This window comes from Mesorhizobium sp. BR1-1-3, assembly GCF_020165455.1.
Classification (GTDB): domain Bacteria; phylum Pseudomonadota; class Alphaproteobacteria; order Rhizobiales; family Rhizobiaceae; genus Mesorhizobium; species Mesorhizobium ciceri.
Genome location: NZ_JAIUIC010000001.1, coordinates 661129 through 684178, shown reverse-complemented (window position 1 = coordinate 684178; position 23050 = coordinate 661129). Strand labels below are relative to the sequence as shown.

Sequence of the window (23050 nt, the reverse complement as noted above, 5' to 3'; positions counted from 1 at the left end):
GCGGCTGTACATCAATATGCCAGACGCGACCAGCGGAGAGGCGGCGCGGCCATCATGCGTTCGCAAATCGATAACCATGATTTGCCCGGCAAAGCTGTCATGCACATTTGTCGGCTTTGTGTGCACTGCGGCATCTTGAATAGTGAGCACGCTTATTATATATCTCGCTCATGGTTTCCGATGGCATCGACAGATTGGGCTTCTTGATCCACGACGTGCAGCGCCTGATGCGCAAGCGCTTCGAGGCGAGGGCCAGTGGCTTGGGGCTTTCTTCGGCGCAATGGCGGCTTCTGGTCCGCGTTGCCAAGGAAGACGGTGTCGCGCAGGCGCGGCTGGCCGAACTTCTCGAAATCGAGCCGATCAGCGTTTCGCGCCTGGTCGACCGCATGGAGGAGGGAGGCTGGATCGAGCGTCGTTCCGACGCTGCCGATCGCCGCGTCCGCATGATCTTCCTGACGCCCAAGGCAAGCGATGCCTACGCCGTGATCAAGAGCATTGCCGGAGAAGTCTATGAGGAATCGCTGGTCGGCGTGAAACCGGAAGCCCGTCGCGTCCTCGTCGAGGGACTTGAGGCGATGGTCCGCAACCTGACCGACGACGAGACGCCGTCCATTGAAAAAGTGAAGAACACAGAGGGCGCAGCAGCATGAACGCGGTAGCCAAGATAGACGAGAAAGTGACCGAACTGGAAATGGAAGCGCCGGCGCAGCCGGCCGCGGCCCCGGCAACCGTTGCTCCCCCGGTGCAGCCGGCTCCGGCGCCGGTGAAGAAAAAGCGCCGGCTGGGCCGCTTCCTGCTCATGGTCGCGCTGCCTGCGGCATTGGCTGTTGGCGGCGGCTATGTCTGGGTTACCGGCGGCCGTTATCAGGAGACCGAGAACGCCAATCTGCAGCAGGCCAAGGTGTCGATCGCTTCCGACACGGCCGGCCGCATCGTCAAGGTCGACATCTTCGATAACCAGCTGGTCAAGCAGGGTGACGAGCTGTTTGCCATCGACCCCGAGCCCTACCGGATCGCGTTGGCGCAGGCCGACGCGGCGGTGGCGGGCGCGCGTCTCAATGTCGAGCAGTTGCGCGCCGCCTATGGCCAGTCGATGGCTCAGCAGAAGTCCGATGCCAGCCAGGTCGCCTTCGCCCAGTCGCAGTTCGACCGCGCCGCCGATCTTGCCCAGAAGGGCATCAACGCCAAATCGTCGCTGGACGAAGCCAAGAACGATCTCGACAAGGCCAAGCAGCAGCTCGCCGTTGCCGAGCAAGGCATCATCAGCGCCAAGGCAGCCCTTGGCGGCAATCCCGACATCGAAACCGACAAGCATCCGACCGTGATGGCCGCGCTCGCCGCGCGCGACAAGGCCGCCTACGACCTGGCGCAGACCACGGTCAAGGCGCCGGCTGACGGCATCGTCAGCCAGGCCTCGTCGTTCAAGGTTGGCCAATATGTCGGTTCCGGCACGCCGCTGTTTTCGCTGGTCGAGACCGGCGACACCTGGATAGATGCCAATTTCAAGGAAACGCAGCTCACCCATATGAAGCCCGGCCAGAAGGCCGAGATCGTGGTCGACACCTATCCGGGGCGCACCTTCGAGGCGACGGTCAAGGCGATCGGCGCCGGCACGGGAGCCGAGTTCTCGCTGCTGCCGGCCCAGAATGCCACCGGCAACTGGGTCAAGGTCACACAGCGCATCCCGGTTCGTCTCGAACTGACCGATGCGGACGCCAAGATGGCGTTGCGCACCGGCATGAGCGCCACCGTTACCGTCGACACCGGCGTGGCGCGTGGCCTGCCTTCGATCTTCGGTCACGCCACGGCCGGCGAGGCCGCGCAGTAACGTCAACAGAATGCCGCAGGACCAGCTGCAGAGGTGAATAGCAGGATTGGTCTGATGGGAGGAGCTGGAAGGATCAGCGTTTGGGCACGCCGCATAGCGGCCTGGCCGAAGTCTGAAATCTCCGACGCGGACCCGTCGGTCCTCATGTTTCCGGGCGGCAGGCATCCGCTCATCAGAGACTTTCAGTCGATGTAACCCCCACATCGACAATCGCGTCCCACCGCGACGAGGGTCTCTCAACGGAAGGCGTCGCCGCCCGGAAACCCCTTGTACACGTTTTTGTTACCTGCTGGAAGTTCCACGCCATGAGCACGCCCGAACCCTTCAAAGAAGTGCCGCATCGCGGCCTGATCACGGTCGCGCTCATGTTGGCGACGATCATGCAGGCGCTCGACACGACGATCGCCAACGTCGCGCTGCCGACCATGACCGGCGATCTCGGCGCCTCGCCTGACAACATCAACTGGGTGCTGACCTCCTACATCGTTGCCGCCGCCATCATGACGCCGGTCACCGGCTGGCTGGCCGATCGCTTCGGCCGCAAGGAACTGTTCCTGACGGCGGTGGTCGGCTTCACCGTGTTTTCGATGCTGTGCGGCATCGCCTGGAGCCTGGAGACCATGGTGTTCTTCCGGCTGATGCAAGGCGTGTTCGGCGCCGCGATCGTGCCTCTGTCGCAGACCTTCCTGCTCGACATCAATCCCAGGGAACGCCATGGCCAGGCGATGGCCATCTGGGGCGCCGGCATCATGCTGGGTCCGATTCTGGGCCCGACACTCGGTGGCTGGCTGACCGAGAATTTCAACTGGCGTTGGGTGTTCTTCATCAATCTGCCGGTCGGCATCGTCGCCTTTCTCGGTATGGCCGCTTATTTGCCGGCTATCGCGCGGCGCGTGCGCGGCTTCGATTTCTTCGGCTTCGCCATGATATCGCTCGGCGTCGGCGCGCTTCAGCTGCTGCTCGACCGCGGCGGCGAGGTCGACTGGTTTTCCTCGGTCGAGATCTGGATCGAACTTGGTCTTTCGCTCACCGGCTTCTGGGTGTTCATCATTCACACCATGACGGCCGAGCACCCCTTCATCGATCCCAAGATCTTCCTCGACCGCAATTTCGTGACCGGGCTGGCATTCATCTTCGTCATGGGTGTGCTCATCCTGGCGAGCATGTCGCTGCTGCCGCCGATGCTGTCGACCATCTTCGGCTATCCGACCGTCACCATCGGCATCGTCATGGGGCCACGCGGCGTCGGCACCATGATCTCGATGCTCGTCGTCGGGCGGCTCATGAGCAGGATTGACGCCAGGATCCTCGTCGTCATCGGCTTCCTGCTGACCGCGCAGTCGCTCTACACTATGTCCAGCTTCACCCCGCAGATGGACAATTGGCTGATCATCAGCTCCGGCGTCATCCAGGGCCTGGGCATGGGGATGGTGTTCGTGCCGCTGTCGACCGTCGCCTTCGCCACGCTTGACGTGCGCTTCCGCACCGATGCCACGGCTCTGTTCAGCCTGGTGCGCAATCTTGGCTCGTCGATCGGCGTGTCGGTCGTGACGGTGTTGATGGTGCGCAACACGCAGATCAACCATGCCGAGCTTTCGGCCTTCATCAATCCGTTCAACCCCAATCTGTGGGCTGTCTCGCCGGCGGCCGCAGGCGGCGACCCAACGGCGCTCTCGCAGGTCGATCGCATGGTCAATCTCCAGGCCATGATGATCTCCTACGTCAACGACTTCAAAATACTCATGGTGATGACGCTGCTTGCCATCCCGTTTGTTTTCCTGCTGCGCAAGCCGAAGCAGGCGCCAGCCGGCGGCGCGCCGGCGGCGCATATGGACTAGCTTTCCATCAAATCGTCTTGGGGGTGGCGCACCGAACCGGCACGTTTTCCTATTTTCCGAGCACGAGGCTCCAGTAACGGAGCTTGCTGTCGCTGCCGTCGCGCACATAGGCAAGGCCGAAGCGTGTGAAGCGCGGGTCGAGCATGTTGCGGCGATGGCCTGGTGAATGCACCCAGATGTCGAACAGCTTCTCGAGGTCGAAACGACCCTCGGCGATGTTCTCCGCCGCGGCACCGGAAATTCGATTGTCCCTGACGCGCGAGGCGAAATCCTTGCCCCAGCCGGTGGTGTGGCTCATGCGGCGGCGCTGCGCCATGTAGCCTGCCTGCTGCAGGGCGGCCTGTTCGAGCTGCCGGTCGGGGACCAGCGGCGCGAGCCCGGCCGAGGCGCGGATGCTGGCCAGCGTGCTGGTGGCGGAGGAGGAGACCCCGGCGCCTTCACCGGTTGGCAGTGAAACGGTGCTGCAGGCGGCGAGCCCCGCCAGGGCTGCGAGGCCGGTCAGCACCATGCGCCTGTTCAGCTTCGGGATCGGGTGGGTTTCGATTTTCGCTATGGTCATGCCCCTGAGATAATGGCGATCATGGCTTTTGCCGGGCAGGGCGGCGAAAATCGAAGAGGGGGCGACAGACTGACGCTGGCCGGTATAACGCTGATCGGCGTGGCATGCTGGGCGGAATTTCACCAGGCGATCGACGGCGCTGCCTATCCCAGGCTGGCCGGATTGCGCCTCGCATCGAAACCGATCCGGCCGTGCGTTACCGCCATTTTTCTCAACGCTACCGCTGGCGCCGCCGCACGTCAGGTTGTCTCTCATTTCACCAGAGTGATCATCCGATCGGCATACATTGTGCGATTTCCAAGCGCCGCCGCGCAGTCCGACTTGACGGAAGAGTTCCCGGTCATCTGTATCGTATTGCCGACAAGCCTGAGACAGTCGCCCTGGGCGCTCATATCAGAGTTGCCGGCGTAGGAAATGGGCGCGTCCGGCGCGTAGATGAAACCGCTGAGCACGGAATTTGCGCCACCATTCAATGTCAGGGCAGACGTGTTGCCGTGATCCTGGAAAATGGTGATGCCAGCATAAGGGCCGCTGGTGGGCGGGGAAAGGTTCACCTTCTCATTGGCATTTATGTAGATCTGAGCGCTTTCCATGAGGAAAATGGTCACGCCCTGGCCAGTCAGGCTGCCGTTTCCCCCTGGCTTTATGGTGGTGCCGCGCATGATGTAGACGCCCGGATTAAGCGTGATGTTCCCCGATAATGTCTTGTCGCAATAAGTGCCGGGCGACAGCGTGTAGGTTTTGCCGTTCGGGACAGGCAAACACAATGTGTAAGGGGGAGGAACGACGTCGGCCAATGGATCAAAGGACGCGTACCTATGTTCGTGCGGCGTTCCGCAGGCGAGACTGGCGCTGGGTGGCAACAGCCCGCTGGTGCCACCGACGGTTGAGACACAGCCGGCCGAAACCAGTGCGGAACCACCCCTGTTGACGGAATCCGACGCGTCCGAGTTCGCCGCGATCACGCAATTGTCCATCGAGACGTTGGTCGAGCCCTGCAGGTTCACGGCGGCGGACGCATGCGGATCGAGCGCCAGCACGCAGGCCTGTGCGCCAGGTTTTATCTTGACCGAGGCCGAGCGGTAGGCCTGCCAGGGGGCCGAGGCGCTGATGAAGCTTGGGCGGCTTATGCTGGACGACAGCGAGATAAAGTAGGCGCTTGGACTGCCGCTTGCCGTTGCCGCGAAAGCGGAGACGCTGCCCAAATATTCCTGCTGGTCGGCCGCGCTCATATTGGCGGCGAAGAACTGCAGCCCAAGCTGCTGGACATCGCCAGCCGCCATATCGGGAGAGAACTTCGTGCCGATGGCGAGCCCAGCCGCGTCCAGCGAGTTCTGGAGTTGCGAGGCGTCATGGCTCGTGCCGATCAGATCGACGGCGCCGGCCAAACCAATCATTATTGGCAGCATAGCGAAGGCGGTCGTTATGGCAAAGTTGCCGCGCTCCGAAGACCAGAAGGCTTTCAATGCGAACATAGTCCCTCGCCGAAACTCGTAAAGCTCAGGTGATACGCCAGGGATCCCTACGAGTAATTTAAGTAAATGCTAAAATGCGTAAATGCTAAAATGCAGCACAATGATTGGCCAAAACGAAGGTCTGCCAAGGTACGCCATATGAGAGGCCATACGGAGAGTTGAACACAACGAGGAGTTGCTCCCCAGGCCATTGACCCGGCGACAATCGCCGCCAACTCTGCTATCATGCTTCTCGATCTTGAAGTGGCAGCTCTGGCGGCCATCCAGGCGGTGACCGCCCCGACACACGGGAGGAAGGTTATGGCCGGCTTTCATGTCATGGCGGACGCACGTGGAATGCATGTGCAGCCGGCGGTGCGCCGCATCGCCACGTCGGACCTTTGGGATGCGTTGCGTCTCGGGTTCGAGGATTTCTGGGCAAAACCATCGCACTACGTGTTCCTATGCCTGATCTATCCCATCGTCGGCCTGATCCTGACGCAGTGGACGTCCGGCGCCAATGCCATCCAGCTCATCTATCCCCTGATGTCGGGTTTCGCGCTGGTCGGGCCGTTTGCGGCGCTCGGTCTTTACGAGATCAGCCGCCGGCGCGAGCTCGGCATGAACACCTCCTGGCGGCACGCGTTTGATGTCCGGCGCTCGTCCGCGATCCCGTCGATCGCCGTCATCGGCGTCATGCTGGTGGCGCTGTTCCTGTTGTGGCTCTACACCGCGCAATCGATCTACACTGGCCTGTTCGGAGACCAGCCGCCGGCCTCGATCGGCGGCTTCATCCGCGACGTGCTGACCACCAGTAAGGGCTGGACGCTGATCCTTGCCGGTAATGCCGCGGGCTTTGTCTTTGCCGTAATCGTGCTGGCCACCACTGTGGTTGCCTTCCCGCTGCTGCTCGACCGCGACGTCGGCGCCGTCTCAGCCATCGAGACCTCGGCCCGGGCGGTGATGGCCAACCCGCTGCAAATGGCGCTGTGGGGCTTGCTGGTCGCCGTGCTTCTGGTGATCGGTTCGATCCCGCTGTTTGCCGGGCTCGCCGTCGTCATGCCGGTGCTCGGCCATGCCACCTGGCATCTCTACCGCAAGGTGGTCGAGCCGGAGCGGGCACAGCAGATAAGACGGCCGATGTAACGAAGCAGGCACCCATGGCCTTCACCCTGCCGAGACTGCCCAACAAGGTCGTCTGTCTGACCTGCCTTTGTATCGGTAGCTACCTGCATGCCGCGCCAGCGCGCGCTGACCAGCCGGTGCAGTTTGAAAGCGCGGCTTCGGAGCCAACGCCATTTCAGAAGCGCATTGCGCAAGCGGGCGGCAACGTCCCGAGGGCCGTTCCCGGCACGCCGCTGCAGGGGTATTTAACGCGTCCGCCGGGTGAGGGGCCGTTCCCGGCTGTCGTGGTTCTGCACGGATGTTCAGGTTTGCCCCGAAGTGTAAGGAAAACCTGGTCCGAGCGACTGTCTTCCTGGGGTTACGTCGTCCTCGTCGTCGACAGCTTCAGCACCCGCGGCATTAAGGAGACCTGTGATGGCCTCCACCCTGTTGATCGCGTATATGACGCCTACGGCGCTCTGGAATACCTATCAAAATACAGTTTTGTCGACCCGCGGCGCATTGCGTTGATGGGGTTCTCCGCTGGCGGGAACGCAACGCTCGAGGCCTTGCAGTCTGGTGGAGACGAGCGGCTTATGGAGCGCAAATTCAAGGCTGCGATCGCCTACTATCCGGATTGTTCGGCAACGAATGGCGACATGGCGGTCCCGACCTTGATCCTGATCGGCGAGCTGGACGATCGGACCCCCGCCAAAAATTGCCAGGAGATGATGACGCAGCGCAGCGGCAAGGGAAGCTCTGTGCAGCTTGACGTCTACCCGGGTGCTCGTCACGGATTTGACTCCGCAGGATTGAAGACCGGCATCGAGGCCTATGGTCAGTACAATGCTGCCGAGCAATCCATCCTTGCCTCTCATGCATTCCTGAAAGAAGTCTTCGGCGGCTGACAGCGGCGACCGCCGGTTTGCACTCTCAGCGCTGTGCGTCTGTCGCCATCTTCAGCGCAAGAGCCGCCAGCACGGTTCCCATCATCCAGCGCTGGATGACCAGCCACAAGGGCCGTCCGGCGAGAAAGGTGGCGATTGAACCGGCCGTTACCGCGATGACGGCATTGACGCTGAGGCTGATCGAGATCTGTGTCGCGCCGAGCACCAGGAGCTGCGACAGGACGTGACCCTTGCCGGGGCTGATGAACTGCGGCAACAGCGACAGATAGAGCACGGCCACCTTCGGATTGAGCAGATTGGTCATCAGGCCCATGGCGAAAAGCTTGCGCGGCCGGTCCCTCGGCAATTCGCGCACTTCGAATGGCGAGCGTCCGCCCGGCTTCACCGCCTGCCAGGCCAGCCACAGGAGATAGAGCACGCCGGCAAAGCGCAGCGCATCATAGGCGTAGGGCACTGCGAGCAGCAGCGCGGTGATGCCGAATGCCGCCGCCAGTACATAGAAGACAAAGCCGAGCGCCACGCCGCCAAGCGAGATGAGCCCCGCCTTCGGCCCCTGCGACAGGGAACGCGAGATCAAATAGATCATGTTGGGGCCAGGCGTCAGCACCATGCCGAGGCAGACCAGCGCGAAGGCGAGATGATTGGCTGTTTCGGGCATCTGTTCTTCCCCAGCGCGCCGCGAATGGACGCGCGATCCAGGCGGCACAAGATGTGCCTGTCCCGGCAGGCGCGCGCAAGTGCATGGCGGCGCCAGCCGTTGTTCCAGCCAGCCTCCGAAGCCTGAGGATCAGCCGACGATGCGCAGGTTCGACAATTCGTTGCCGATTTCCTTGAAATCGTTCGACAAGCTGGCGCCGGTGGCATTCCAGAACAGTTTTGCCGGCTTGCTCGCGTCCGTTGGATCCTTGCGGAAGCGCGAGTTCGACGAGCAGGATTTCAGCGCGTCGATCGCCTGCTGATCGGCGGTTTTGGTCGTCGACAGGTCGAGCGCCACCGTCATCACCATGATATTGGCTGCCTTGGCGTTGTTGCAAAGCGTCGCCATCTGCTCGTTGAGCGCGTTGGTGTAGTTGCCGTTCGAATAGTCGAATTGGCCAATGGCGCTCGATGTGCCCATGAACAGGCGGCCCACCGAAGTGCCGTTGTAGCCTGGGTTGAGATAGCCGAAGGACGCATAGGTCGATTTCGAATCGGCGGGGTCGGAATGGCTGAGCGAGGACGGCGTGTAGTAGGTATTGGCGCCGTCGGTCAGCACGATGACGACCTTGTCGTTGCCTCTCTCGGTTTCCGGGCGGCCTTGCGTGAACGGCTCGCCGCTCGAAACCACTCGCCAACCCCAGGCCATGCCTTCGGGAACATTGGTGCCGCCATCGGGCTTCATCAGGTCGATCGCGGCCTTGATCGCGGTAAGCCCAGTGGTAACGCTGACATCGGTCAGCGGCGTGATCGGGTTGGTGGAGCAGCTGTAGTTCGGCCCGTTGCCGGCGGCCAGCGCCGGCGCATTGATCGGCCTCGGTTGGAAATATTTGGACATGTTGCGCAGCCGGGATTGGCCGGTGCTGCTCGTCGGGTCGTCATTCCACCAGCTGTTGATGGCGCCATAGGTCGTCGGCGCGGCCTCGTCGGGATCCTGGGTGAGCCTCCAATGGTTGCCGGGTTCGTCCGGGGCGAACATCGGCACAAACATCGTCGCCGGATCGCCGACCCCTATGCCGGTGTTCGCCGAGCCGCCGGAAGGCGCCGCGTCGTTGACATTGTAGGGATAAGGCCTGGCCTCGACGCAGCCCTGCCAACTGGCGAACGGGCCATAGGTGTCGATGTAGTCGTATTCGTCGTGGTCGCGTTTGCAGGTGTTGTTCGGGTTGTATTCGTCGCACACCACGCGCTTGCTGTTGACGACACGCTCATGGTTGGTGACGACCTTCATGTCGCGATAGAGCGAAAACCGGGTCAGCATCTGGCCTTCGTCGGTTCCCCATCCGGTGCCGCGCTTGTACCAGATGCCGTTGGTCTGCTGGGCGTATTTGTCGGCTGCGTTCAGCGTCGACCAGTCGAAATTCTCGTTCGATACCGGCGACAGGCCTTCGGTATCCATCCAGGGCGCATTGCCGTTGCCGGGCCCGACATTGACCGAGGCGGCAAACGGCACGAGGCCGAACTGCACCGGCCTGTCGACCTGCTTGATCATCGCCGCCTGCTGGGCCAGCGTGTCGACCAGCTGTTTTGCCGCGGTCTTGAGAAGGTCGATGCGCGTTTGCCCCGAGCCCGTTCCGGTCTTGGTCATCGACCCGGAATTGTCGAGTACCAGGGCGACTTCAAGAGTGTTCTTCAGCCGCACTTCCGAGGTGATGTTGAAGCTGATCCTCTGGTTGGCGTCGGTTTCGGATTTGCCGACGAGCTGGCCGAAGACCGGATAGAAATAGGGCTTGTAGTCCAGCCGCGCGGTCATCTTGAGCAAGCCGCCGCCGGTGGTGTTGCTTGGCAAGGTAACGGTGAGCGTCGTATTGGCGGGATTGATCTTGTTGAGGTTGGCATTGAAGAAGTCGAGCGCATAGGCCCGCAACTGGTCGTCGGTGGCACCCTCCGTCAGCCGGCGCGCCGTGGCGAAGTTTGCGGCATCGAGCGCGTTCGAAACTGCCTGTTTTTCGCGGCTCATCTCGGTGAAGTCGACGGCCATTGCCAGGGCGCCCATCAGCGGAACCATCGCGAAGACCGTCATAAGAGCATAGTTGCCGCGTTGGTCGCGGCAGAACTGACGCCAAAGTCCATGCATGTCTTGGAGCGGCCCCCGCCGGCGGATTCTCGATCGACGCCAGCTTTCCACAAAACGCTGAAGGCCGGGTTTGGCAAATCGCTCTATTGCCGGGGCAGCGCTTCACCAACCGCTAACCAATCGTGCCTGGCGAAAGCTGATGACAGGCCGGAATGGTTCGGCTAATCCGAACCGGCTGCGGCGAACCGTCTGTCGTGGCGGTCGCAACGATCATGACTGAAGGAAACGGCATGGCGGATTCGCCTGAAATCATCGGCTCGCTCGAAGACGTGTCGAAGGCCTATTCGGCAATCCTGTGCGACGTCTGGGGCGTGGTCCATAATGGCGAAACGCATTTCCCTGTGGCAGCCTCCGCATTGGCAAGGGCTCGAGAGGCGAAAATCCCCGTCGTCCTGATCACCAATTCGCCGCGCAGAAGTGCCGATGTCGTAGCGCAGATGAACGCGATCGGTGTTCCACCGTCAGCCTACGACCGGGTGGTTACCTCAGGCGACGTGACCCGGGATCTGATCGCCGAAGGGCCGCGCAAGATTTTCCATATCGGCGCCGACCGCGACTTCACCCTCTATGAAGGTCTCGACGTCGAGCTTGTCGAGGAGTTCGAGGCGTCCGGCGTCGTCTGCACCGGCCTGTTCGACGACGAGATCGAGAAGCCCGAGGATTACACGGAGCTCCTGCGGCGGCTGCGCGCCAGGAACCTGCCTTTCATCTGCGCAAATCCCGACATCGTGGTCGAACGTGGCGAACGCATCATCTGGTGTGCCGGCGCGCTGGCGCGTGACTATGCCCAGCTCGGCGGCCGCACATTGATCGCTGGAAAACCTTACGCGCCGATCTACAATCTCGCGATGAAGGAGGTTGCCGAGATTCTTGGCCAGCCGGTCGAGCGCGGCCAGGTGCTGGCCATCGGCGACGGCATGATGACCGATGTGAAGGGCGCCGCCGACAATGGCTTCGATGTTCTTTATGTCTCCGGCGGTATCCATGCCCGCGACTATGGCGATGCCCTGCAACCGGATCCGGCAAGATTGGCGGCCTTCCTGGAAAAGCATGGCTATGGTCCGGTGGCCGTCATTCCCAGACTTCGGTAGGTGACGATGGCAGCCTTCCAGCGCATCCTGGCAACCGCGCCGCTTCCCGCCGACCTGCGCGGCGGCGTCGTGGCGATCGGCAATTTCGATGGCGTCCATCGCGGCCATCAGGCGGTGCTCGAGCGAGCCTCGACCGAGGCAGGACGACGCGGCGTGCCGGCCCTGGTGCTGACATTCGAACCTCATCCGCGCAAGATCTTCAGGCCTGATATCCCGTTGTTCGTGCTGACGCCGCCGCCGATGAAGGCGCGGCTGCTGTCGCTGCTGGGCTTTGCCGCACTGGTCGAACAACCGTTCACGCGCGACTTCGCCTCGCTGTCGGCGGAAGCGTTCGTGACGGATGTGCTGGAGACGAACCTCGGCATTACTCACGCCGTGACCGGGTTCGACTTCCATTTCGGCAAGGATCGTCAGGGCGGCCCGGCCTACCTGATGGCGGCCGGCGAGCGTCACGGCTTCGGCGTCACGCTCGTCGACGCGTTCCGGGACGAGGGCGCCGAGGTGGTGTCGTCCAGCCGCATCCGCGGATTGCTGGGCGAGGGTGAGGTGGCTGAAGCCGCCGGTCTGCTCGGCTACCGGTTCACCGTCGAAAGCGAGGTGGTCGGCGGACAGCAGCTTGGCCGCACTCTTGGCTTTCCAACCGCGAATATGAGGCTGTCGGCTGAAGCCGCACTCAGGGAGGGCATCTATGCCGTCCGCTTCCGCCGCGCCGACGGCACGCTTCACGACGGCGTCGCCAGCTTTGGCCGACGCCCGACAGTCGACGACAACGGCGCGCCGCTGCTGGAAACCTTTGTCTTCGATTTCTCCGGCGACCTCTATGGCGAGGTTTGTCAAGTTTCCTTCTTCGGTTTCCTGCGTCCGGAGGTGAAGTTCGAGGGGCTCGACGCGCTGGTCGCGCAGATGAAGCGCGATGAAGCCGAGGCACGCGCGCTGCTTGCCGGCGTCAGGCCGCTCTCCGACCTCGACGCTGCGATGGCATTTTAAGCTACTTCTTCAGTGCCAGGCCAACGGCGATGAAGGTCCAGCCCTGGAAGATCAGATCGATCGCCAGGAACAGACCGAGCACCCACAGGCTGTTGACCGGCCAGCCCATGGCGATGATCAGGCCTGCAAGCGCGGTGATGACACCGGCAGCGACGATCCAGCCCCAGCCGCGTTCCGGCCGATGGCTGTAGCCGACCCAGGCCCTGAGCACCCCTGACGCGACGAGCGCAATCGCCAGCAGGAACGTCAGCACCGCCGAGGCAAGCAGCGGATTGCCGAAAGCGAAGAAGCCGGCAACGGCGTACAGCAGTCCGCTGAGCAGCCAGTAGAAGAAGCGGCTCCAGGTCTTGACGCCGAACGCGTGCACGATCTCGATGATGCCCGCCATCAGCATCAGCCATCCCACGACGTAGACGGAAGCCACCGTGGCGACGAACAGGTTGGCGAAGGCAATGCCGCCGAAGATGAGCAGCAGCACACCGAGCGCGACAAACCATCCCCATTTTGTTCGTGTCTGTTCGATCGCGATTTTCAGGGCGTCGCCATGCAGGGTCATTGTCGCGGTCTCCATCGAGGGCTGCGGAATACTGCGGATGGAAGGTAATCCGGGCGCGGGCCAACGTCCAGTCGATGACCGGCAGGGGGATCGCGGCAAAGCGCGAGCGTATGTCTCGGGTTTAAATCAAATTTTACCAAACGGCCGTCAAAGCTGTCATCGGTAATCGTGTGTGTCGTGTTAGTGGAGTGGCCATGAGTCCGGTCGGAAGAATCTCTCTTGTGTTGGCCGCTGCGGTGCTGGGTGGAGTGGGCGCTGCCAATGCGGGCGAGGGCAGCTGGCTGTCCGGCGACTGGTATCTGACCGTTGGCGCCACCGGCCTGGTCGCGCCCAATTTCGAGGGCGGCAGGAAATACATGCTGAGCGCCCAACCCATCATCTCATTGGGCAAGGCCGGACCGGCGGCACGCTTTGTCTCGCGCAACGACAACATCTCGCTGGCGCTGGTCGACGATGGCGGTGTCCGCGCCGGCCTGACCGGCAAGTTCCTGTTTTCCCGCGACGACGACAACGCCGATGAGCTGAAGGGCCTCGATCCGGTGCGCTGGGGCGGCGAAGTCGGCGGCTTCTTCGAATTCTATCCGACGGACTGGCTGCGCGCCCGCGCCGAGCTGCGCCACGGCATTCGCGCTCACAACGGCTTTGTCGCCGATATCGCCGCCGATGCCTTCTACGATGTGACGCCGACCGTCAGGATTTCGGGAGGACCGCGTGTTTCCTTCGCCTCGGGCAACTATTTTGACGCCTATTATGGCGTCAACGCGCAGGAGGCGGTGGCCTCGGGCCTGAGCGAATACCATCCCGGTGGCGGGCTGAAATCGACCGGTCTTGGCGGCGCCATAACCTGGAAGGTGACCGAGCCGATGACCGCCAGCCTGTTTGGCGAATATTCACGCCTGATGGGACCGGCGGCCGATTCCAGCCTGGTCAAGGAGCGTGGCGACCGCAACCAGTTCACGGTCGGCGTGTCGACCACCTACCGCTTCGATTTCACGATGTAGGTGAATCGAACGAGAGACGCTTTATTCCTGCCGTGGCTTCGGCTAAAAGCCCAGCCATGACCAGCTTTTCGCGCCTTTTCGCGATCGCGATACGAATTACAGGCCCGGTGTTCCGGGTGGCCTGAGCGCCGCCGGAGCCGCCGGGAGTTTCTGCGCGCCCCTCGCGCTTTTTTCATAACATGATAGTTCACGCCCGAGCTTGTACGCCCGCCGGGCAATGCACATGGCAGACCAATGACCGATACAACTGAAACGATCGACTATTCCAAGACGCTTTATTTGCCGCAGACGGACTTCCCGATGCGCGCCGGCCTGCCGGAGAAGGAGCCGCTGCTGGTCAAGCGCTGGCAGGACATGGATCTCTACCGCAAGCTGCGCGAGAGCGCTGCCGGCCGCACGAAATACGTGCTGCATGACGGCCCGCCCTACGCCAATGGCAACATCCATATCGGCCATGCACTGAACAAGATCCTCAAGGACGTCATCACCCGCTCGTTCCAGATGCGCGGTTACGACTCGAACTATGTGCCCGGCTGGGACTGTCACGGCCTGCCGATCGAATGGAAGATCGAGGAGCAGTACCGCGCCAAGGGCAAGAACAAGGACGAGGTGCCGGTCAACGAGTTCCGCAAGGAATGCCGCGAATTCGCCGCGGGTTGGATCACGGTGCAGGGGGCCGAGTTCCAGCGCCTCGGCGTCATCGGCGACTTCAAGAACCCCTATACGACGATGGCTTTCCATGCCGAGTCGCGCATCGCCGGCGAGCTGTTGAAGTTCGCCATGTCGGGCCAGCTCTATCGCGGCTCCAAGCCGGTGATGTGGAGCGTGGTCGAGCGCACGGCGCTGGCCGAGGCCGAGATCGAGTACCACGACTATGAGAGCGACACGATCTGGGTGAAGTTTCCGGTCGCCAGCCTTGTCCGCCCCATTGACGATGGCCAGACCAAGCTGACGGAGGGCGCCCTCGATCTGCTGCAGGCCCACGTCGTCATCTGGACGACGACGCCGTGGACGATCCCAGGCAACCGCGCCGTCAACTATTCGCCGCGTATAAATTATGGCCTCTACGAGGTCACGGCAGCCGAGAACGCGTTCGGCCCGCAGCCGGGCGAAAAGCTGATCTTTGCCGACGCACTGGCCGAAGACTCCTCGGCCAAGGCCAAGGTCACCTTGAATCGTCTCCGCAGCGTCTCGGCGCAAGAGCTTGGAAGCCTTACGCTTTCACATCCGCTCAAGGGCTTGGGCGGCGGCTACGAATTTGCCGCTCCGATGCTCGCCGGCGACCATGTCACCGACGATGCCGGCACCGGCTTCGTCCACACCGCGCCCGGACACGGCCGCGAGGACTTTGACGCCTGGATGGACGCGGCGGTGGATCTGCGTGCACGCGGCATCGATCCCGCCATCCCGTTCACCGTCGACGATGGCGGCTTCTTCACCAAGGACGCGCCGGGTTTCGGACCGGACCGCGAGGGTGGGCCGGCGCGCGTCATCGACGACAACGGCAAGAAGGGCAACGCCAACCAGGCCGTCATCGACGAGCTGATCAAACGCAACGCGCTGTTCGCGCGTGGCCGGCTGAAGCACAGCTATCCGCATTCATGGCGGTCCAAAAAACCGATCATCTTCCGCAACACGCCGCAATGGTTCGTCTATATGGACAAGGACCTCGGCGACGGCTCGACGTTGCGCAGCCGGGCGCTCAAGGCCATCGACGAAACCCGTTTCGTGCCCGCCGCCGGCCAGAACCGCATCCGCGCCATGATCGAGGAGCGCCCGGACTGGGTGCTGTCGCGCCAGCGCGCCTGGGGCGTGCCGATCGCCGTCTTCGCCGATGTCGACGGCAATGTGCTGAAGGACGAAGCGGTCAACCAGCGCATCATGGACGCCTTCGAGAAGGAGGGCGCCGACGCCTGGTTCGCCGCTGGCGCCAAGGAGCGTTTCCTTGGCAATCACGATGCCTCCAAATGGAAGCAGGTGATGGACATCCTCGACGTCTGGTTCGATTCGGGCTCGACGCATGTCTTCACGCTGGAGGATCGCCCTGACCTGAAATGGCCGGCCGACGTCTATCTCGAAGGCTCCGACCAGCATCGCGGCTGGTTCCATTCCTCGCTGCTGGAAAGCTGCGGCACCAGGGGCAGGGCGCCTTACGATACTGTCGTCACCCATGGTTTCACCATGGACGAGGATGGCCGCAAGATGTCGAAGTCGCTCGGCAACACCGTGGTGCCGCAGGACGTCATCAAGCAGTCGGGCGCCGATATCCTGCGTCTGTGGGTGGTGACGACCGACTACTGGGAGGACCAGCGGCTCGGCAAGAACGTGCTGCAGACCAACATCGATGCCTACCGCAAGCTGCGCAACACCATCCGCTGGATGCTCGGCACGCTCGCCCATGACGATGGCGAAGAGGTGCCGCTGGAGAAGATGCCGGAGCTGGAGCGGCTGATGCTGCACCGGCTGGCCGAGCTCGATGAGGTCGTGCGCTCGGGCTACGACGCCTTCGAATTCAAGCGCATCACCCGCATGCTGCTCGATTTCATGGTGGTCGAGCTGTCGGCGTTCTATTTCGACATCCGCAAGGACGCGCTCTACTGCGACGCGCCGTCGAGCCTGAAGCGCAAGGCTTCGGTGCAGGTGGTGCGCCATCTCTTCGATTGCCTGGTGAAATGGCTGGCGCCGATGCTGCCCTTCACCATGGAGGAGGCCTGGCTCGATCGTCATCCCGACGCGGTCTCGGTGCATCTCGACCAGTTCCCGCAAATCCCGGCGGACTGGAAGAACGAGGCGTTGGCGGAAAAGTGGCGCCAGGTGCGGCAGGTGCGGCGCGTCGTTACCGGCGCGCTGGAGATCGCGCGCGCCCAGAAGGTGATCGGATCGTCGCTGGAAGCGGTGCCGGTCGTCACCATCAACGATGCAGCGCTCGAAGCGGCGATTTCAGATGTTGACATGGCCGAGATGGCGATCACCAGCGATCTGGTTATCGCGCATGGCGAGGCACCGGCTGGTGCCTTCGCGATCGACGACGTCAGGGGTGTCGCCGTGGTGGTCGAGAAGGCCGAGGATCGCGGCCTGTTAAAATGCGCACGCTCATGGCGCTACACCGCCGATATCGGCCAGGATCCGGAATACCCGGATGTTTCGGCCAGGGATGCGGCGGTGCTGCATGAATTGAAGGCGCTTGGCCGGCTTTGACAGGTCGGCCAGCTTGATCGGTGCACAAATGCCACGCCGGGCGGGTGAAAACCGCCCGCGCGTTGCCCTTAACGAGTGGTTGAGGTAAACACGCGAAACTCCGGAAGACAAATTGTCGCCGGATTTCCGTCGCAAGTGCTTGGACGATGGGGACCGGCCACGAGGCTGGTGGCAATCGAGAGGCTGTCTAGAGTGGGACTTTTTGGCATGACCGAGAGATATAATGCGCGCCTGGCGCTGCTGGCGCCGCTTGTCGCGTCGGGCCTCGCTTTGTCCGGCTGCATGGGCTCTCCGACCTACGGCACCGACAAGACCGCCGGCGAACAGCTGGCCGGCGATATTTCAGGCGCCTTTTCATTTGCGCCGAAGCGCAAGGAACAGATCGACTACAAGCCGCGTCCGACGCTTGTAAAGCCGGCGCCCGGCCAGAAGGAAGCGCTGCCGGCCCCGCAGGACAGCATCGAGACGGCGAGCGCCGAATGGCCCGAATCGCCCGAGCAGCGCCGCGCCCGCTTGCGCGCCGATGCCACCGCCCATCAGAACGACCCGGCCTATCAGTCGGAGATCGTCGACGACGTGCAAACCGATCCGGCCTCGGTGAAAAGGGCGATGGCGGAGTCAGGCTCGAGCCACCCGCCGGCATGGACACCGGCCGATTCCGACAAAGGCCGTGCCGCCGAGATCCAGCGTCGCCTCGCCGACAGCAAGCAGGGCGATCCGAACACCCGCAAATATCTGAGCGAGCCTCCAGTGCAGTATCGTGTCGCGGCCGGCACCGCGCCGCAGAACGAGCTTGGCGAGGACGAGTACAAGAAGGAACGCCGTCTCAAGAAAGAGGCGGAAGGCAAGAAGGGCAGCGGCTGGTTCGATTGGCTGTAAGAACACCGAATTGTGTCGCCGGGCGTAGCGCCCGCTTCAGCCGCGCCGCTCCCGAAAAAATCCTTTAAGCAGCAGGCCTGCTTCGGTCTCGCCCATGCCCGGATAGATGTCGGGCGCGTGGTGGCAGGTCGGCGAGGCGAAAAAACGCACGCCGTTGACCACCGCACCGCCCTTGTCGTCGGCGGCGCCGAAATAGAGCCGGCGCAGCCGGGCGAAGGAAATGGCGCCGGCGCACATGGCGCAAGGCTCCAGCGTCACATAGAGATCGTGCCCGGTCAGTCGCTCGGCCGACAGTTTGCGGCAGGCTTCGCGGATGACCAGCATCTCGGCATGCGCGGTCGGGTCGGCAAGTTCGCGTGTGCGGTTGCCGGCGCTGGCGACAACACCAGCGCCATCGGCGATGACGGCGCCGACCGGCACTTCGCCTCGCAAGGCGGCAGCTTCGGCCTCCTTCAGCGCCAGCGCCATGAAATCGGGCCGCTTCACGCGATTTCCACTCCGATTATCTCCTCGCCACCTGACGGTGATCCTGTTATGGAGCGCATGACCTCGAAAATCGGGACTCGGTTTTCGAAAATGATCATGCGCCACATCAAAAGTGCTACAGCGTTCGTTGCGCGCCCGAAAGGATGCGCCACGCTGTAGCAGCGCAAACGGATAAAGGCCACATGGACGACAACGACAAGAAATTCCGACCCAGGAAGGGTCCGGCCAAGAGTGGGCCGAAAGCCGCGGGACCGCGCAGCCGCGATGGCGCCGCGGGCAAGGGCGGCAAACCGTCCTTTGGCGCCAAGAAACCTTACGCAGCGCGTGGCGACCGGCCGATGGCTGCCGATGGCGAGCGGCCGAAGCGCGATTTCAAGGGCGGCGACAAGCCTTTCAGCAAAGGCCCGCGTCCCGAAGGCAAGCCTTTTGAGAAACGCGAGGGGCCGCGCAAACCTTATGCACCGCGCGGCGATCGTCCAATGGCCGCAGAAGGCGAGCGCAAACCGTATGAAAAGCGCGAGGGGCCACGCAAGCCCTATGCGCCGCGCGGCGATCGCCCAATGGCCGCCGAAGGCGAGCGCAAGCCCTATGAAAAGCGCGAAGGACCGCGCAAGCCCTATGCGCCGCGCGGCGATCGCCCAATGGCCGCCGAAGGCGAGCGCAAGCCCTACGAGAAGCGCGAAGGGCCACGCAAACCCTATGCACCGCGGGGCGACCGGCCGGCTGCGGCGGCAGCGGGCGGCGAAAAGCGCTTCGACCGTCCCAAGCGCGATTTCAGTGACCGCGCCCCGCGTGACGCCGTCGATCGCCCAAAGCGTGACTTCAGCGATCGCCCGAAGCGGGATTTCAACGATCGGCCGCAAGGCGCGTCAGGCGGCAGCTTCAAGCCACGCCCGCGTCCCGCCGAGGCTGCGGAAGAGGCAGGCGAGCGCATCGCCAAGCGGCTGGCCCGCGCCGGCCTCGCCTCGCGCCGCGATGCCGAGGAGCTGATTGCCGCCGGCCGCGTCAAGGTCAATGGTCGCGCTCTGACTTCACCGGCCTTCAACGTGATGCCTGATGACATCATCCATCTCGACGGTATGGAAATCCCGCCGATCGAGCGCACAAGGCTGTTCCTGTTCCACAAGCCGGCCGGCGTCGTCACCACCAACCGCGATCCCGAGGGCCGCAAGACCGTCTTCGACGTGCTGCCGGCTGAATTGCCACGGCTGATGACCATCGGCCGGCTCGACATCAACACCGAAGGCCTGCTGCTGCTCACCAATGATGGCGGCCTGTCGCGCGTGCTCGAACTGCCGGCCACCGGCTGGCTGCGCCGCTACCGCGTGCGCGTCCACGGTAAGGTCGAGGAAAGCGCGCTTGCCGGCCTGCGCGAAGGCATCGCCGTCGACGGCGTCTTTTACGGCGCCATCGAAGCGACGCTCGATCGCGAGCAAGGCACCAATGCCTGGCTGACGATCGGCCTGCGCGAGGGCAAGAACCGCGAAGTCAGGAACATCCTGGGTTCGCTCGGCCTCGACGTGACGCGGCTGATCCGTATCTCCTACGGGCCGTTCCAACTCGATGACCTCGCCGAGGGCCATGTGCTGGAAATCAAGGGCAGGGTGTTGCGCGACCAGCTTGGCGAGCGCCTGGTCGAGGAATCCGGCGCCAATTTCGACGCCGATGTCACCAAGCCGTTTTCCAACAAGCCGGTGCGGCGCACCGAAGTTCGCGAGCCGGAGCCGGAACGGCCGAAATTCACCCGCGATGGCGAGCGCCGCCCGATCGGCGAGGGCGGGTTGATCAAGAATCGCAAGCGCCGCGAAGGCAGCCGCGATGAGGCTCTGGGCAAACTGTCGACAAGCCCCGACAGAAACGCTGAGAAGAGTTTTGGCGAACGCGCCCCGCGTCCCGAACGCAGCTTTGGCGACAAGCCGCGCGGCAATTTCGGCGACAAACCGCGCGGTGGCTTCGGCGACAAGCCGCGTGGTGCTTTTGGTGGCAAGCCGGGCGGTGGCAAAAAGTCCGAGCGCGAGCAGCGGCCGATCGAGCCGCCCGGCCAGCGCAAGGCCAATGTCTGGATGGCGCCAGGCGCGCGACCGATCGGCAAGGGCAGGGCCGAAGCTGACGCCGCCAAGGCGGCTGACGCCAAGGCGCGCAAGGCCTCGTTCAAACCGACCTATGGCAAACCGGCCGGTGCAAAGCCATTCGGCAAGCCGCGCGGCGAACGTCCGGGCGGGGCTGGCGGCGGTGAGCGTCCGCGCAACGGTCCCCGAGGCCCCAAAGCGAGATGAGAATCGTCGGCGGTGAGTTTCGCGGGCGTCCGTTGGCGACGCCGCGCTCGAGCGCCATCCGTCCGACGACCGATCGTACCCGCGAGGCGGTCTTCAACGTGCTGGCGCATCGCTTTGCCGAGCAATTGGACGGGGCACGCGTGCTCGACCTGTTCGCCGGCACCGGCGCGCTGGGACTCGAAGCGCTGTCGCGCGGTGCCTCCTACGGTGTCTTCATCGAGGAATCGGCGGAAGGCCGTGGCCTGATCCGCGACAATGTCGAGGCCTTCGGGCTGACCGGCCGCACCAAGATCTTCCGCCGCGATGCCACCGGCCTCGGCGAGGCCGGCACGCTGGCGCCGTTCGGCCTTGTCTTCGCCGACCCGCCCTATGGCAAGGGCCTTGGCGAGCGCGCCTTGCAGTCGGCCAAAGCCGGCGGCTGGCTTCGCCCCGGCGCGCTGTGCGTGGTCGAAGAGGCCGCGGTGGCGTCCTTCGAGCCAGGCCCCGGCTTTTCGGTGCTGGACGAACGCAACTATGGCGAGACCGTCATCCGCTTCATCGAGGCGGCCTGATACGCCTCGTATCCTTGGCCGGGCATCCATGGGCCGGCCTCTTTGCCGCCGCCTTTGCCGGCAACATGATCAACAAATCACTTTGCTTGTCGCCAGCACCTTGCCTATCGTCTGTCGACAGAACCGGAGCCGTTGATGACATCCAGGATTGAATGGCTGCGGGGAACGCTGTTGGCGACCTCCTTGGCTTTTGTCATGACCAGCCCGGTGCTGGCCGAGAGCCCCGTCTTGCCCAACACGGTTCCGGCCGAGTTCAAGGTCACGGATTTCCTGCTCGACAACGGCATGGAGGTGGTCGTCATTCCCGACCACCGTGCGCCGATCGTCACCCACATGGTCTGGTACAAGATCGGCAGCGCCGACGAGCCGCCCGGCAAATCCGGCATCGCGCATTTCTTCGAACATCTGATGTTCAAGGCAACGACCAACCATGCGGCCGGCGAGTTCGACCGCGCCGTCTCCGATATCGGCGGATCCAACAACGCCTTCACCTCCTATGACTACACCGCTTTCCACGAGACGGTGGCGCCGTCGGCACTCGGGCTGATGATGAGCTTCGAGGCTGACCGCATGCGCAACCTCATCCTCACCGACGATGTCATCAAGACCGAGCGCGACGTCATCCTCGAGGAGCGCCGCTCGCGTATCGACAACAGCCCCGAGGCTGTGCTGGACGAGGAGGTCGATGCGACGCTGTGGCAGAACCAGCCCTATCGCATTCCGGTCATCGGCTGGATGCAGGAGATGCAGCAGCTGAACCGCGTCGACGCCACCGCCTTCTACGACAAATACTACCGGCCCAATAACGCCGTGCTGATCGTCGCCGGCGATGTCGAACCGGACACGGTGCGGGCGTTGGCCGAAAAGACCTATGGCAAGGTGGCGCGCGGCCCCGATCTGCCGCCCCGCATCCGCCCGGTCGAGCCGGAGCAGAACACCAAGCGCACGGTCACGCTCTCCGATGCCCGCGTCAGCGTGCCGAGCTTTTCCACGCAATGGGTGGTGCCGTCCTATCATTCGGGAAAGCCGGGCGAGGCGGAAGCGCTCGACCTCTTGGCGGAGATCCTCGGCGGCGGCAATCGCAGCCGGCTCTACCAGGCGCTTGTCGTCCAGCAAGGTATCGCATCCAGCGCCGGCGCCTTTTTCCAGGGCACCATGCTCGACGACACCAACTTCACCGTCTACGGCGCGCCGCGCGGCGATGCCAGGATTTCCGACGTCGAAGCGGCAGTCGATGCGGAGGTGGTGCGCATCGTCAAGGATGGCGTGACGCCATCGGAACTGGAAAAGGCCAAGGACCGCTATGTCAGGTCGATGATCTTTGCCCGCGACAAGCAGGATTCCATGGCCAACATCTACGGTTCGACGCTGGCCACCGGCGGCAATGTGCAGGACGTCCAGCAATGGACGGACCGCATCCGCAAGGTCACCGCAGACGAGGTCAAGGCGGTCGCCGCGCGCTATCTGGTGCTCGCCCGGTCGACCACCGGCTATCTCTTGCCGCAGCAACAGGCGGGGAATTGATGATGACGAACCAGCACCGCCGCTCTCTCCCTTCTCC

At 63.3% G+C, this 23050-nt stretch carries 19 protein-coding genes; 13 read left to right on the top strand and 6 right to left on the bottom strand.

Annotated elements, in window-relative coordinates:
* Positions 1 to 170 precede the first annotated feature (170 nt).
* From LB559_RS03405 to LB559_RS03395, 3 genes are all read left to right on the top strand, one after another.
* Positions 171 to 650 carry a MarR family winged helix-turn-helix transcriptional regulator gene (locus tag LB559_RS03405; protein ID WP_013532372.1) on the top strand — a complete coding sequence of 160 codons (480 nt, stop codon included), beginning with the start codon at positions 171 to 173 and terminating at the stop codon, positions 648 to 650.
* Complete coding sequence (locus LB559_RS03400; protein WP_013532371.1) at positions 647 to 1828, top strand: HlyD family secretion protein; 1182 nt, start codon at positions 647 to 649, stop codon at positions 1826 to 1828. The genes LB559_RS03405 and LB559_RS03400 overlap by 4 nt, the downstream gene beginning before the upstream one ends.
* Before the next feature lie 305 nt (positions 1829 to 2133).
* Entirely contained in the window at positions 2134 to 3666 is a 1533-nt protein-coding gene (locus LB559_RS03395) for a DHA2 family efflux MFS transporter permease subunit (protein ID WP_013532370.1), read from the top strand.
* Positions 3667 to 3715: 49 nt separating this feature from the next.
* On the opposite strand, the gene LB559_RS03390 is transcribed toward LB559_RS03395, so the two are convergent.
* Together LB559_RS03390 and LB559_RS03385 are read right to left on the bottom strand one after the other, a co-directional pair.
* Entirely contained in the window at positions 3716 to 4225 is a 510-nt protein-coding gene (locus tag LB559_RS03390) for a CAP domain-containing protein (protein WP_032899511.1), read from the bottom strand.
* A 251-nt stretch (positions 4226 to 4476) separates the two neighbouring features.
* A complete protein-coding gene (locus tag LB559_RS03385) occupies positions 4477 to 5700 on the bottom strand; it encodes a TadE/TadG family type IV pilus assembly protein (RefSeq protein ID WP_027163217.1) in 1224 nt (407 codons plus the stop codon).
* Between the two features lie 300 nt (positions 5701 to 6000).
* Between LB559_RS03385 and LB559_RS03380 the strand changes: the two genes are divergently transcribed.
* Positions 6001 to 6825, top strand: coding sequence for a DUF2189 domain-containing protein (locus tag LB559_RS03380; RefSeq protein WP_063173641.1), 825 nt, complete (start codon positions 6001 to 6003; stop codon positions 6823 to 6825).
* Between the two features lie 14 nt (positions 6826 to 6839).
* A complete protein-coding gene (locus LB559_RS03375) occupies positions 6840 to 7691 on the top strand; it encodes a dienelactone hydrolase family protein (protein WP_063167719.1) in 852 nt (283 codons plus the stop codon).
* 25 nt (positions 7692 to 7716) lie between these two features.
* On the opposite strand, the gene LB559_RS03370 is transcribed toward LB559_RS03375, so the two are convergent.
* Together LB559_RS03370 and LB559_RS03365 are read right to left on the bottom strand one after the other, a co-directional pair.
* Positions 7717 to 8349: a LysE family translocator gene (locus tag LB559_RS03370; RefSeq protein ID WP_024504845.1), complete on the bottom strand. Its 633-nt coding sequence runs from the start codon at positions 8347 to 8349 to the stop codon at positions 7717 to 7719.
* 129 nt (positions 8350 to 8478) lie between these two features.
* Positions 8479 to 10464, bottom strand: a complete 1986-nt coding sequence (locus LB559_RS03365) for a TadE/TadG family type IV pilus assembly protein (RefSeq protein WP_224673027.1) — start codon at positions 10462 to 10464, stop codon at positions 8479 to 8481.
* 230 nt (positions 10465 to 10694) lie between these two features.
* Here LB559_RS03365 and LB559_RS03360 point away from each other — a divergent pair, with 230 nt between their 5' ends.
* Complete coding sequence (locus LB559_RS03360; RefSeq protein WP_224620289.1) at positions 10695 to 11555, top strand: TIGR01459 family HAD-type hydrolase; 861 nt, start codon at positions 10695 to 10697, stop codon at positions 11553 to 11555.
* A gap of 6 nt (positions 11556 to 11561) precedes the next feature.
* Positions 11562 to 12542 (top strand): bifunctional riboflavin kinase/FAD synthetase, encoded by a 981-nt coding sequence (locus tag LB559_RS03355; protein WP_224673026.1) that lies wholly within the window; start codon positions 11562 to 11564, stop codon positions 12540 to 12542.
* Position 12543: 1 nt separating this feature from the next.
* Here LB559_RS03355 and LB559_RS03350 read toward each other — a convergent pair whose 3' ends face one another.
* Complete coding sequence (locus LB559_RS03350) at positions 12544 to 13098, bottom strand: HdeD family acid-resistance protein (protein WP_013532362.1); 555 nt, start codon at positions 13096 to 13098, stop codon at positions 12544 to 12546.
* Between the two features lie 194 nt (positions 13099 to 13292).
* On the opposite strand from LB559_RS03350, the gene LB559_RS03345 reads away from it, so the two are divergent.
* The 3 genes from LB559_RS03345 to LB559_RS03335 all read left to right on the top strand — a co-directional run bounded on the left by LB559_RS03345 (position 13293) and on the right by LB559_RS03335 (position 18176).
* Entirely contained in the window at positions 13293 to 14099 is an 807-nt protein-coding gene (locus LB559_RS03345; protein ID WP_063171846.1) for a MipA/OmpV family protein, read from the top strand.
* Positions 14100 to 14333: 234 nt separating this feature from the next.
* The gene (ileS, locus tag LB559_RS03340; protein ID WP_224673025.1) at positions 14334 to 17297 is read left to right on the top strand and encodes an isoleucine--tRNA ligase; all 2964 of its coding nucleotides are present in this window, start codon (positions 14334 to 14336) and stop codon (positions 17295 to 17297) included.
* 207 nt (positions 17298 to 17504) lie between these two features.
* Complete coding sequence (locus tag LB559_RS03335) at positions 17505 to 18176, top strand: hypothetical protein (RefSeq protein WP_013532359.1); 672 nt, start codon at positions 17505 to 17507, stop codon at positions 18174 to 18176.
* Positions 18177 to 18212: 36 nt separating this feature from the next.
* On the opposite strand, the gene LB559_RS03330 is transcribed toward LB559_RS03335, so the two are convergent.
* Positions 18213 to 18662 carry a nucleoside deaminase gene (locus tag LB559_RS03330; RefSeq protein WP_224673024.1) on the bottom strand — a complete coding sequence of 150 codons (450 nt, stop codon included), beginning with the start codon at positions 18660 to 18662 and terminating at the stop codon, positions 18213 to 18215.
* 182 nt (positions 18663 to 18844) lie between these two features.
* Here LB559_RS03330 and LB559_RS03325 point away from each other — a divergent pair, with 182 nt between their 5' ends.
* From LB559_RS03325 to LB559_RS03315, 3 genes are all read left to right on the top strand, one after another.
* A complete protein-coding gene (locus tag LB559_RS03325) occupies positions 18845 to 20938 on the top strand; it encodes a pseudouridine synthase (protein ID WP_224673023.1) in 2094 nt (697 codons plus the stop codon).
* Positions 20935 to 21489: a 16S rRNA (guanine(966)-N(2))-methyltransferase RsmD gene (gene rsmD / locus LB559_RS03320; RefSeq protein ID WP_024504838.1), complete on the top strand. Its 555-nt coding sequence runs from the start codon at positions 20935 to 20937 to the stop codon at positions 21487 to 21489. Before LB559_RS03325 ends, rsmD begins: the two co-directional genes overlap by 4 nt.
* Before the next feature lie 135 nt (positions 21490 to 21624).
* Positions 21625 to 23013 (top strand): M16 family metallopeptidase, encoded by a 1389-nt coding sequence (locus LB559_RS03315; protein ID WP_013532355.1) that lies wholly within the window; start codon positions 21625 to 21627, stop codon positions 23011 to 23013.
* The last annotated feature ends 37 nt before the right edge of the window (positions 23014 to 23050 follow it).